Below are 13,190 nucleotides of genomic sequence, written 5' to 3' on the forward strand. Positions count from 1 at the left end.
CACCGACGACGCACCACCGCCCCGACAACCCCCCGGCGAGACCCTCCTCGGCCACCTCCGACCACTCCACCCCCACCAGCCAGTCCGCCCACTCCTGTGCGGTGGGCCGGGCCGGTGCGGCCGGGGCCTCCTCCGTGAACCAGTGGCGTTCGTGCTGGAAGGGGTAGGTCGGGAGGGCGATCCGGCGGGCTGCCGGACGGCGGTCCCGGTGGAAGGCCGTCCAGTCCACGGGGACACCGCGGACATGGAGCGCGGCCAGGCTGCCGAGGAGTTCGGACCGGTCGCGGCCGGGGCGCAGGCTGGGCAGCCAGAGCGCGTCGGCGTCGGGCAGGCAGTCCCGGCCGAGGCCGAGCAGCACGGGCCGGGGGCCGATCTCCACGAAGGCGCGGGCGCCCGAGGCGTGCAGGGCGCGCAGTCCGTCCGCGAAGCGCACCGGGGCCAGGGTGTGGCGGGCCCAGTACGCGGGGTCGGACAGCTCCTGCGCGGCGACGGGAGCACCGGTGACGTTCGAGATCAGGGGGATACGGGGGGCGGAGAACCGCACGGTGCGGGCCACCTCGGCCAGGGAGCCGGTCATGGGCTCCATGAGCGGCGAGTGGAACGCGTGCGAGACCCGCAGATCGCGTCCGGTGACACCCTGGGCGGCGAGTTCGGCGACCGCCTCGCGCACCTGGGCTCCGTCGCCGGAGACGACCACGGCCTCCGGTCCGTTCACGGCGGCGACGGACACCAGCGGGTGGCGTCGTACGACGTCCTCGATCTGCTCGGGGCGGCCGCGCAGGGAGACCATCACTCCCCCGGACGGCAACTCCTGCATCAGCCGGGCGCGTTCGGCGACCAGACGCAGACCGTCGGCGAGGGAGAACACCCCGGCGACGCAGGCGGCGACGTACTCGCCGACGCTGTGCCCCAGCACCGCGGCGGGCTCGACGCCCCACGACCGCCACAGCCGGGAGAGGGCGTACTCCACGGCGAACAGGGCCGGTTGGGTGAAGCGGGTGTTGCGCAGTTCCCCGGCGGCGGCCTCCGTGTCGGCCGGGTCCGGGTAGAGCAGTGCGGTGAGCGGTCGGCCCAGGAGCGGGTCCAGGATCTTGGCGCACTCCTCGACGGCCCGGCGGAAAACCGGCTCCGTCTCGTACAGTTCGCGCCCCATGTCCGGGTACTGGGAGCCCTGTCCGGTGAAGAGGAAGGCGACCTCCGGGACCGAACGCGCGCCGCGGACCTGGCCGTCGACGGTGCCGGTGCCGCCCTCGGTGAGTCCGCCGACCAGCTCGGCGGCGGAGGCGGCGACGACCGCTCGGCGGTGTTCGAGATGGCTGCGCCCGGCGTTGGCGGTGAGGCAGACGTCGTCGAGCGAGGCTCCGCCCGCGCCCCCGGCCAGGAAGGCGGCGGTCCGGGCGGCCGCCTCGGCGAGGGCCGCCGGGGTCGCGCCCGAGACGGTCAGGAGGTGCACGGTGCCGTCGGCGGCGGGTGCCTGCGCGGTGGCGTCCGCGACGAGGTCCTCGGCGGCCGGACTCTCCAGGACCACATGGCAGTTGGTGCCGCTGAAGCCGAAGGAGCTGACCCCGGCGAGCCGACGGTCCTCCGGCCAGGGCTCCAGGGCGGTGGGCACGGTGAGCGGCAGCTCGTCCCAGTCGATCAGCGGGCTCGGGTTGTCCAGGTGCAGGGTGGGCGGGATGACGCCCGCGCGCAGGGCGAGGACGGCCTTGATGACGCCCGCGACACCGGCGGCCGCCTCCAGATGGCCCATGTTCGACTTGACCGAGCCGACCGCCAGCGGGCGGGTGCGGTCGGCGAAGACCGCACCGAGGGCGGCGGCCTCGATGGGGTCGCCGAGCGCGGTGCCGGTGCCGTGCGCCTCGACGTACCCGATCTCGTGCGGTGCGGTGCCCGCGTCCCGCAGCGCCTGCCGGATGACGTCCTGCTGCGAGGGTCCGTGCGGCACGGTCAGTCCGCTGCGGTGCCCGTCCTGGTTGGCGGCGCTGCCACGGACGACGGCGAGGACGCGGTCGCCGTCCCGGCGGGCGTCGGCGAGCCGCTTGAGGACGATCATTCCGCAGCCCTCGGCGCGCACATAGCCGTCGGCGGCGGCGTCGAAGGGCTTGCAGCGGCCGTCGGGGGACATCATGCGCGCCTTGGAGAGGCTGATCGTCTCGTGCGGGGTGACGATCTGGTTGACGCCGCCCGCGAGCGCCAGGTCGCAGGCTCCGGCGCGCAGGTTCATCACGGCCAGGTGCAGCGAGACCAGGGAGGACGAGCAGGCGGTGTCCACGGAGAGCGAGGGGCCCCTCAGCCCGAGGAAGTACGACAGCCGTCCGCTGGCGGTGCTGGTGGTGCTGCCCGAGCTGAAGTAGCCGTCCAGGGCGTCGGCGCCCTGTCCGACCATGGCCTCGCGGTAGTCGACGTTGCTGATGCCGACGAAGACGCCGGTGCGGGCGGGCAGGCTCTTCACCGGCATGCCCGCGTCCTCGAAGGCCTCCCAGGACACCTCCATCAGCAGCCGCTGCTGGGGGTCGACGCTGGCCGCCTCACGGGCGGAGATGCCGAACAGCGCGGCGTCGAAGCCGCTGAGGTCGTCCAGGAAGCCGCCGTGCCGGGTGGACATCCGGCCGGGCGCGTCCGGGTCGGGGTCGTAGTAGGCGTCCACGTCCCAGCGGTCGGCGGGCACCTCGGTGATCGCGTCGCGGCCCTCGGCGAGCAGCCGCCAGTACGCCTCGGGGCTCCCGGCGCCCGGGAAGCGGCACCCCATGCCCACGATCGCGACCGGCTCCCGGTCCCCCGCCCCGGAGCGGGCCCGGGCTAGCTGCTGCTCCAGTTCCTCGATCCGGGCCAGGGCCCCCTTGAGCAGGGCCTCGTAGCGGTCGTTCTTCTCACCCATCGAAGTTCCCGATCCCCAGCTTCTTGGCCAGCAGTTCCGCCACGTCGTCGGCCCCCGTGCCACCGGTGTCGCCGTCGTCACCGTCGGCGGGGCCGCCGGTGGCACCGGTGCCGTCGTCCGCGGGCCCGTCCGCGTCGTCGTCGAGCCCCAGGACCTCACCCAGATGCCCGGTCAGGGACGACAGCGTCGGGTAGTCGAAGACGACGGTCTGGCGGAGGCGGCAGCCGAGTACGGTCTGCAGCCGGTTGCGCAGTTCGATGGAGCCCAGCGAGTCCAGGCCCAGCGAGAACAGGCCCACGTCCGGCTCCAGTCCGGTGTCCGAGCCCAGGGCGTGCACCACCTGCTCCCACACCGCGTCGGCGAGCAGCCGGTGGCGGCGGAGCGGGTGCTCGGCCGCCAGCCGGTCCCGGAAGGCGGCTGGTGCGGCGGGGGTGGTGCCCGCCGCCGGGCGCGGCCGGAAGCCGGACAGGAACGGCACCGGGCCGATCTGGTGCTCCAGGAAGCGGGGCCAGTCGATGGGCAGTACGGCGACGGCACCGCCCTCGGGGGCGACCCCGAGCAGCGCGCCGAGCGCGTCCACGCCCTGGCGGAGCGGGATGACGCCCTCGCCCATGCGTTCCAGCTTCTCGTCCAGGCCCAGCCGGGCGCTCATGCCCGCCCCGGCCCAGGAGCCCCACTGCACGGCCAGGGCCGGGAGTCCGAGGCCCCGGCGGTAGGAGGCGAGTCCGTCCGTATAGGCGTTGGCGGCCGCGTAGTTGGCCTGGCCGGGCGCGCCCAGCGCGGAGGACACCGAGGAGAACAGCACGAAGAAGTCGAGCGGCAGATCGCGGGTGAGCCGGTGCAGCAGCCAGGCGCCGTGCGCCTTGGCGCCGTGCGTCCGGGCGAACCGCTCGGCGGTCTGCTCACCGAGGATCCCGTCGTCCAGGACGCCCGCGAGGTGCAGTACGCCCCGCAGCGGCGGCAGTTGGGGGTCCTCGGCGATCCGCCGCAGGCACTCCGTGAGCGCCCGCTCGTCGCCGACGTCCACGGCGGCGGTGTCCACCCGGCATCCGGCGGATCGCAGTGCGTCGAGCGCCTCGGTCGCGGCCGGTCCCGGCGCGCCGCGGGAGGCGAGCACCAGATGGCGCGCGCCCCGCTCGTGCAGCAGCCGCGCGGTCTCCAGGCCGAGCCCGCCGAGGCCGCCGGTGACGAGGTAGGTGGCGTCCGGGGAGACGACCGGGCCCTCGGGGGCGGCGGGGGCGGTCCGGGTGAGCCGGGCCAGCTGGCGGATGCCGTCGCGGTGGCCGATCTGGTCCTCGTCCGATCCCCCGGCGGCCAGGGCCAGTTCGGTGGCGAGGGCGGTGGCCTGCGCGGCGGCGGGCCGGGCCGGGTCGAGGTCGATCTGCACCGGCCGCAGATCCATCTGTTCGAGTCCCACCACCCGGTCGAGGCCCCACAGGGCCGCCTGGGCCGGGTCGGTCACCTCGTGTCCGGCCACGGCCTGCGCGCCCCGGGTCACCACGCACAGCCGGGGCATCTCGCCGCCCCGCCCGGTGAGGGCCTGGACGAGGTGCAGCAGCCGTACGGAGTGGTGGAGCGCGGTGCCGGGATGGGCCGGGGTCCCCGGCCCGGGGTCGTCGTCCGTGACGGCAGGGTCGTCGTCCGTGGCGGCGGGCGCGTCGGGCTGTTCGGCGGGCCAGGCGGCCACGACCAGGCCCGGCTGCCCGTCGGGGGCGGCCGGTGCCCGGTCGAGCAGGCGCCGCAGCTCCTCGGGGCCGGTGGCGCCGGACGGGTCGAGGGCGTGGACCGTGGCGCCGTGGGCCCGGGCCGCCTCGGTCAGGGCCGGGGCGAGCGGGCCCTCGGACAGGACCAGCCAGTGGCCGCCGCGGCCCGCGCCCGACGGAGCGGGCTGCGGTGTCCAGGACGTGCGGTACAGCCAGTCGCGCCAGGCGGCGCCGGGGCGGCCCAGCATGGCTCCGCGCTGGGCCCGCTTGAGCAGGACGCCCTCCATGGTGAGGACGACCCGGCCGTCGCCGTCGTAGAGGTCGACATCGCCGTAGAGGGTCTCGGGGTCGTCGGTGTCCGCGGGGCGCAGCCGGGCGTGGCACCAGGCGAAGGTGCCCACCCTCTCGTGGAACAGCATGCGTTCCACGCCGACCGGCACATAGGTCCGGCGGCCGTACTTCTCCGGGTAGGTGACCGTCAGCGCCAGGAAGCAGGCTTCGAGCAGCACCGGGTGGATCCGGTGCAGCGGTGCCTCGTCGGCCAGTTCCGCGGGCAGGGCGATCCGGGACAGGCAGGTCGCGTCGTCGCGCCAGAGGCGTTCGGTGGCCCAGAACAGCGGGCCGAGGTCGATCTCGCGTTCCCGTTCGCCCTGGTAGATCTCCTCGACCGGGACCTCATGGGTGAAGCGGGCCCGCAGGTCCGCCAGGGGTTCGGCCGCCGCGGCCCGTCCGGGGCCCGGTGCGAGCCGTCCCGAGATGTGCGTGGTCCACGGTTCGCCGCCGCCCGCCCCGGTGGGCCGGGAGTGGATGCGCAGCGCCCAGGTGTCCGCGTCCTGGCCGCCCTCCGTCCTGAGGACGGTCTGCATGTCCCGGTCGACCTGCTCGTCGGGGAAGGTCATGGCCCGGTGGATGAAGAAGTCCCTAAGTTCGACGCCCTCGGTGCCGAAGGCCTCCTGTCCGGCGGCGAACGCCGTCGCCAGATAGGCCACTCCGGGCATCACCACCGTCTGGAACACCCGGTGGTCCCCCAGCCAGCTGAGATTCCGTACGCCCACCAGGGACGCGAAGCGGATGTCGTCGCTGTCGGCCAGGTCCAGGCGCCGCCCGAGCAGCGGCGCGCCCCCGGTGCGGGCGGCGGGCAGGGCCGCGGAGGGGGCCGGGGCGTCGATCCAGTGCCGCCGCCGCTGCCAGGGGTAGGAGGGCAGGGCGACCCGGCGGTTGCGTCCGGGTGCGTACAGGCGCCGCAGGTCGACCGGGCGCCCGGCCTCCCACAGGGCACCGGCGGCCGCGAGCAGTCCGCGCTCCTCGCCGTCCCGGCGCAGGCTCGGCACCAGCAGGGCGGGGAACCGGTCGGCGATCTGCTCGCCGACGAAGGGCAGCAGGGTGGGGCGGGGCGCGATCTCCAGGAAGACGTCCGCGCCGTGGGCGGCCATCGCCGCGGCGCCGTCGGCGAACCGCACCGGCCGCATGATGTGCTCGACCCAGTACTCCGGGCACGCCAGTTCCTCGCCCGCGAGGTCGCCGGTGACATTGGAGACGACCGGGATGCGCGGCGGCGCGTACCGCACGGCGGCGGCGACCTCGGCGAAGCGCTCCAGCATGGGCCGCATCAGCGGCGAGTGGAACGCGTGCGAGACCGTCAGTTCGCGGTGGCGCAGCCCGCGTCCGTCGAGCAGGGCGACGATCTCCGCGACGGCGGCTCCGTCTCCGGAGATCACGGTGGAGCGGGTGCCGTTGACCGCCGCGACCGACACGGTGTCGCGGTACGGATCGATGATCCGCCCGACCTCGTCCTCGGGCGCGGCCACGGACACCATGCGGCCCCCGCCGGGCAGTTCGCCCATCAGGCGGCCGCGCTCGGCGACCAGGGTCAGCGCGTCCTCCAGGGAGAACACCCCGGCGCGGCAGGCCGCGACGTACTCGCCGAGGCTGTGGCCGATGACCACGTCGGGCCGCACACCCCAGGACTCCCACAGCTCGGCGAGCGCGAACTCGAAGGCGAACAGGGCCGGTTGGGCGTACGCCGTGGAGTCGACCGCCCGGTCCTCGTCCCCGGCGGGGAAGAGCACCTCGGGCAGCGGCCGGGGAAGCCGACCGGCGAGCAGCCCGGCGCAGCGGTCCAGTGCCGCACGGAAGACCGGCTGGGTCTCGTACAGCTCTCGTCCCATGCCCGCGTACTGCGATCCCTGGCCGCTGAAGACGAAGGCGGTCCGGCCGTCCGGGCGGACGGCCTCCCGGCCGGGGTCCGCCTCGGGGGCGAGCGCGTCGGCGGCTTCCTCGGCGGTCGCCGCGACGACGGTCATCCGGTGCTCGAAGGCCCGGCGGCCGGTCGCCGCGGTGAAGCAGACGTCGGCGAAGGGCAGTTCGGGCTGTTCCTTGAGGTGCCGCGCATAGCGGTCCGCCAGCTCGCGCAGCGCCTCGGGGGTGCGCGCGCTCAGGGCGAGCAGCCGGGGGCCGCCGTCGGGCGCGGGCCGGGCGTCCGGCCGGAGCGCGGGGGTCTCCTCCAGGACGAGGTGGCAGTTGGTGCCGCCCATGCCGAAGGAGCTGACACCGGCCCGGCGCGGGGTGCGGCCCTCGGGCCAGGCGGTGGTGGCCGTGTTGACGTGGAAGGGCCCGGACGCGAAGTCGATGCGCGGGTTGGGGGCGGTGAAGTGCAGGCTGGGCGGCAGGGTGCGGTGCTCCAGGGCGAGCGCCGCCTTGATCAGCCCGGCGATACCGGCCGCCTCGTCCAGGTGGCCGATGTTGGTCTTGACCGATCCGATGGCGCAGGACGCGGGCTCGGCGGGCTCCTCGGTGGCCGAGCGGAAGGCCTCGGTGAGCGCGGCGACCTCGATGGGGTCGCCCATCGCGGTGCCGGTGCCGTGCGCCTCGACATAGCCGATGGTCGCGGAGTCGACGCCGGCGTCGGCGAGGGCGTCCTTGACCACCTCGGCCTGCCGCTCCACGCTCGGCGCGGTGAAACCGACCTTGTCGGAGCCGTCGTTGTTGACCGCGGAGCCCTTGACGACCGCGATGACCCGGTCCCCGTCGGCGAGGGCGTCGTCGAGCCGCTTGAGGAGCACCAGGCCGCAGCCGTTGCCGAAGAGCGTGCCCTCGGCCTCGGCGTCGAAGGCCCGGCAGTGCCCGTCCCGGGAGCGGATCATGCCCTCTTCGTGGAGGTAGCCGCCCTTCTGCGGTACGACGACGGAGACGCCCCCGGCCAGCGCCATGTCGCTCTCACCGGACCGCAGGCTGCAGCAGGCGAGGTGCACGGCGACCAGGGACGTGGAGCAGGCGGTCTGCACATTGATGCTCGGTCCGCGCAGGCCCAGCTTGTAGGAGACGCGGGTGGGCAGGTAGTTGCGGTCGTTGCCGAGCTTCAGCTGGAACTGGAGCATGTCGGCCTCGACGAACGGACCCCCGTGCGGCAGGGCGTAGTGCGGGGCCAGGTTGTTCACCAGATAGGTGCTCATGCCGGACCCGGCAAAGACGCCGACCGGTCCGTGCTCCTCGCCCGGCGCGTACCCGGCGTTCTCGAAGGCTTCCCAGGCGCACTCCAGCAGGACGCGCTGCTGGGGGTCGATGGTGGCCGCGTCCTTGGCGGTGATGTCGAAGAACGCCGCGTCGAACAGGTCGATGTCCGGCAGCACCGCCCCGGCGGGGACGTAGTCGGGGTGGTCGAGCAGCGCCCGGTCGGACTGGTCCAGTTCGTCCGGGCCGAACCGGGTGACGGACTCGATGCCGTCGCGCAGGTTCTCCCAGAAGGTCTCCGTGTCCCCGGCGCCGGGGAAGCGGGCCGCCATGCCGATGATCGCGATGTCGGCCCCGGCGGCGGGGTCCGGGCGGCGGGTGCGGCGCGGCGCGGCCTCGGGGGCCGCGGCGTCGTCGAGGTGGGCGGCGAGCGCCCGCACGGTGGAGTACCGGAACAGATCGACCACCGGCAGGGTGCGGCCCAGCATCTCGGTGAGCCTGCGCTGCACGGCGACCAGGTGCAGCGAGGTGCCGCCGATGTCGAAGAAGGTGTCGTGGACGCCGACGGTGTCCACGCCGAGGACCTCCTCCCACACCTGGGCGAGCAGCCGCTCGGTGTCCGTCCCGGCCCGCACCGCGGCGGTGCCGGAAAGCCGCTCCAGCGCCGCGGGCGGGGTCAGCCGGCGGCGGTCCGTCTTGCCGCTGGAGGTCAGCGGCATCGCGTCCACCACGTCGTAGGCGTCGGGCACCATGGCGGCGGGCAGCCGCTCGGCGAGGTGGTCGCGCAGCCGCCGGGGGGCACCGTCGCGGGCCGCGCCGGGCCGCAGCACCAGATGGGCGACCAGGCGCCGGTGGCCCTGGACGTCATGGGCGATGACGACGGCCTCGGCGACATCGGGGTGCGCGGCGAGGGCGGCCTCGATCTCCCCGGGTTCGATCCGGATGCCGCGGATCTTGACCTGGTCGTCCATGCGCCCGAGGTGGTCGACGGTGCCGTCGGGCAGGGTGCGGGCGAGGTCTCCGGTGCGGTACAGGGTGCCGTCCCCGAAGGGGTTGGGCACGAACCGCTCGGCCGTGAGGTCCGGCCGTCCGAGGTATCCGGCGGCCACCCCCGCCCCGGCCACGCACAGCTCGCCCTCGGTGCCCTCGGGCACGGGCCGCAGCGCGGCGTCGAGGACGTACACCTGGACGTTGTCGAGGGGCAGCCCGATGGGCGCGGTGGCGGGCCAGTCGGCGGGGTCGCCGGTGAGGGTGCAGGCCGTGGCGTCCTGGAACTCCGTGGCGCCGTAGTGGTTGTGCAGCAGGGCCCCGGTGCGGGTGAACAGCTCCCGGACCGCGGGGGTGATGCGCAGCCGCTCCCCGGTGGTGACCACCTCGCGCAGGTCCTGGGGCGCGGGGCCGTCCAGGGCGGCCTCGGCGAGCTGGGTCAGCACGGTGACCGGCGCGAACAGCCGTTCCACCCGCTGCTCGGCGAGGAAGGCGGCCAGCGCGTAGGAGTTGCGGCGCACCTCCTCGTCGGCGACGACCAGCGTCCCGCCGAAGCAGAGGGTGGAGAAGATCTCGTGGAAGGAGAAGTCGAAGCTCACCGCGCACACCTGCGCGGTCCTCGTCCGGCAGCTGCCGGGGCGGCTGCGGTCGTGCCAGGTCAGCATGTTGACCAGCGACCGGTGGGTCATCGCGACGCCCTTGGGGCGGCCGGTGGACCCGGAGGTGAAGATGACATAGGCGGGGTCGCCGGGCCCGGCGACCGGCCCCTTCGGCTCCGGCGCGTCCGCGGGGGTGTCGCCCGGTCCGTCCGGGGTCAGGACCCGCACCGCGCCGTCCGGGAAGCCGCGGGAGCCGTCGGTGACGGCGATACGGATCCCGGCCTGCTCCACCACGTCCCGGACCCGGTCGTCGGGGTCCGCGGCGTCCAGGGGCACATAGGCGGCGCCCGCCTTGAGGATGCCGAGCATCGCGGCGAAGAGCGCGGGCCCGCGGTCCAGGCACAGGGCGACGGGTTCCCCGGGGCGGACCCCGAGGGCGGCAAGACGCGCGGCGAGCCGGCCGGCCGCCGCGTCGAGCTCGCCGTAGGTGGTGCGCCGTTCCCCGTGGACGACCGCGACGGCGGCCGGTTCGACACGTGCCACCCGCTCGAACAGCTGGTGCACCGTGGCGCCGGGGACGGCGGCGACGGCACCGGTTAACGCACTGGACGGCTTCCCAGTGGCCGGTTCCCGCCTGTCGCGCGCGTTGCTCATCGCCTGGCTCCCCCGATGCACCTATCAGCAATCAAAGGCTGTTGGTCGAATGGTAAGGAAGTCCGGCGGCCGGGCCGCATCAATAGCCCGGTCCACAGGACGATTTGGACATGCACCGATGTGCAGTCTGAAGCGGAGTCGACGCCAGACTAGGCATCCAAGGTGCCTTCTGCGCAAGACCTTTCGCAAAGTACTGATCAACTGCCTCCCAACTGCCTCTTCCTCGTGGCGCCGCCTGGAAGATCGCACACTCCGCGGGATACGGTCCCTCAGGGATCTTGTTCTGGTGATCACTTGGGGGCATGCTGGTGAACGGGTAGGCTTCCCGGCGGTCGGCGTGGAACCGGTGTTGTGGTTCGGCGTTGCCACCGTCCTGCTTCGTTCGGTGATACTTGGCCGAAATGGCCTGGGGGGCAGCCGCGTCGCGCGGGGGCGGCGGAGCTCTTCATTCGCTTTTTGTTAAACACCCATTTCTTGCCTGAGCGGCCGCTTGTGACCGAGCGTCCGGGACGACACTCCACTGCGGGGAGACAGGGGAACAGTGATGGTGAACGTTCGTACCGTCGGTGTGATCGGGGCCGGGGTGATGGGCCGCGGTGTCACCATCGCGCTCCGCCAGGCCGGTTACCGGGTGATCCTGGTCGACCGCGACGAGGAAGTCCTGGAGCGCACGCGGGCGCAACTCCGCGACGATGTACGGCTGTACGCCGTACTGGCGCCCCAATCGGCCCTCACCTATGACGCGTTGGCCGAGGAGACGGTCTTCACCACGGAGATCGAGGAGCTGGCCGAGGCGGATCTCGTCGTCGAGAACGCCACCGAGCTGTGGTCGGTCAAGCAGCCGATCTACGAGCGGCTCGGCAAGGTCTGCCGCCCGGACGTGGTGATCGCGGTGAACACCTCGGCCATCTCGATCACCCGGCTGGGCGCGCTGACCGGCCGCCCGGAGAACGTGATCGGCATGCATTTCATGAACCCGGTGCCGCTGAAGCCCACGGTCGAGGTGATCCGGGCCTTCCACACCTCGGATTCCACGGTGGACACCGCGCGCGACTTCCTGACCTCCCTGGGCAAGAAGAGCATCGTGGTGAACGACAGCCCCGGCTTCGTGACCAACCGCGTCATGATGCTGACCGTCAACGAGGCCGCGTACCTGGTGCACGAGGGCGTCGCGACGGCCGCCGACACGGACCGGCTCTTCGTGGAGTGCTTCGGCCACACGATGGGGCCCTTGGAGACCGCCGACCTGATCGGCCTGGACACCGTGCTGCTCTCCATCGAGGTGCTGTACGACGAGTTCAAGGACAGCAAGTACCGCCCCTGCCCGCTGCTGACCAAGCTGGTGGACGCCGGCCTGCACGGCCGCAAGAGCGGGCGGGGATTCTTCAGCTACCAGACCGCGAAGCGCGGCTGAACGGGAGGACGGGGCACCATGGCAGACACCGCCGAGAACAAGGCAGCCATTCGCGAGTTCATTCTCGACAACATCTCGGAGTCGTCCGTCGGCGACGACGAGGACATCTTCGAGCGCGGTCTTGTGCGTTCGATGTTCGTGATGCAGCTGGTGCTCTTCGTCGAGCAGGAGTTCGGCGTTTCCATCACCGGCGAGGATCTCCAGTTCGACAATTTCCGCACGATCGACAGGATCGACGCGCTGGTGTCCCGGAAACTGGCCACCGTCTGAAAACGGCCGGCCGAAAGAGTCGACAACGGGAAGGGCCCTTCGATGCCTACCGTACATGTGCGTCTTTCACGCGGGGTTCCCGAATCCCTCGCCCCCGAGCTGATGAAGCGGCTCTTCTTCGTGTCCAGCTCCATCGCGGAATTCGAGCTGACCCGCGAGGACGGATCCGTGACAGGCGTGGAGCTCACGCTGCATTCGACCGGAGGCGCTGATTCCGCCGACGTCGCGGACAAGGTGAACCGGGTGGTGACGGAGCAGGTCCTGCCGCAGCGCCCGCTGGCGCCCCGGGTGGTCTGGGAGTCCCCGGTGCACCGGGACACCTTCTCCGACACCTTCTCCGAGCTGGTGGAACGCGACACGGTGGTGGTCGCGGGCGAGGGCCAGGTCGGTTTCGGCGAGCCGCTGATCTCGCTCTTCGCCTATCTGGACAAGCGGCTGCGGGCCATCGCGCTGAGCCTGGAGTCGGCCCGCGAGTACCAGTACCCGACGCTGCTGCCGACGAGCGTGCTGGACCGGTTCGGCTACTTCGGCTCGTTCCCGCAGTTCCCGATGTTCGTCACCCGGCTCCACAACGACTTGGACGTCTACCAGTCGTTCGTCGAGCGGTACACCGCCGAACAGCGGCTGCCGGACGAGCTGTTCGAGCACTGCTCCAACCACGACTACTGCCTGCCCCCGACGATGTGCTACCACAGCTTCCACCAGTTCCAGGGGCGGCAGCTGGACGGCGATATGGTCGTCACGGCACGCGGCAAGTCCTTCCGGTACGAGTCCCGTTACCACACCAGCCTGGAGCGGCTGTGGGACTTCACCATCCGGGAGATCGTCTTCATGGGCTCACCGGAGTTCGCCGCCGAGTGCCGCACCTCCGTGATGCAGCAGGCGTTCGCACTGATGGAGGAGCTGGATCTGACCGGCCGGTGCGAGGTGGCCAACGACCACTTCTTCACCAATGCCGACACGGCGGGCAAGATCCTCTCCCAGCGCATGATGGAGCTGAAGTTCGAGCTGCTGCTGCCGGTCGCCGCGGACCGGTCGATCGCGGTCGGCTCCTTCAATCTGCACGGCAACTTCTTCGGGGAGTCCTTCGGCATCACGGGCCCGGACAGCGGCCCGATTGCCAGCGGATGCGTGGGCTTCGGCCTCGAACGGCTGGTCCACGCGTTCCTCAGCCAGCACGGCAGCGATCCCGCCCGCTGGCCCGACGCGGTCACACGCGAGATGTGAGGTAGACA

The 13,190-nt window shown here is 72.7% G+C and carries 5 protein-coding genes; 3 read left to right on the top strand and 2 right to left on the bottom strand.

The features are described 5' to 3' along the window. Positions 1–2,878, bottom strand: a 2,878-nt coding sequence (locus ACIHAA_RS31575) for a type I polyketide synthase (RefSeq protein WP_399823219.1), incomplete at its 3' end; no start/stop codon positions are given. Further along, positions 2,871–10,271, bottom strand: a complete 7,401-nt coding sequence (locus ACIHAA_RS31580) for a type I polyketide synthase (RefSeq protein WP_399823221.1) — start codon at positions 10,269–10,271, stop codon at positions 2,871–2,873. The genes ACIHAA_RS31575 and ACIHAA_RS31580, both read right to left, overlap by 8 nt. Positions 10,272–10,815: 544 nt before the next feature. On the opposite strand from ACIHAA_RS31580, the gene ACIHAA_RS31585 reads away from it, so the two are divergent. From ACIHAA_RS31585 to ACIHAA_RS31595, 3 genes are read left to right on the top strand one after another with little or no spacing between them, the layout of a single operon-like run. After that, positions 10,816–11,685 (top strand): 3-hydroxyacyl-CoA dehydrogenase family protein, encoded by an 870-nt coding sequence (locus ACIHAA_RS31585; RefSeq protein WP_399823224.1) that lies wholly within the window; start codon positions 10,816–10,818, stop codon positions 11,683–11,685. 18 nt (positions 11,686–11,703) lie between these two features. After that, complete coding sequence (locus tag ACIHAA_RS31590) at positions 11,704–11,955, top strand: acyl carrier protein (protein ID WP_399823226.1); 252 nt, start codon at positions 11,704–11,706, stop codon at positions 11,953–11,955. 42 nt (positions 11,956–11,997) lie between these two features. After that, positions 11,998–13,182: a hypothetical protein gene (locus ACIHAA_RS31595; protein ID WP_399823228.1), complete on the top strand. Its 1,185-nt coding sequence runs from the start codon at positions 11,998–12,000 to the stop codon at positions 13,180–13,182. The last annotated feature ends 8 nt before the right edge of the window (positions 13,183–13,190 follow it).

The organism is Streptomyces sp. NPDC052040 (genome assembly GCF_044548405.1).
Taxonomy (GTDB): Bacteria; Actinomycetota; Actinomycetes; order Streptomycetales; family Streptomycetaceae; genus Streptomyces.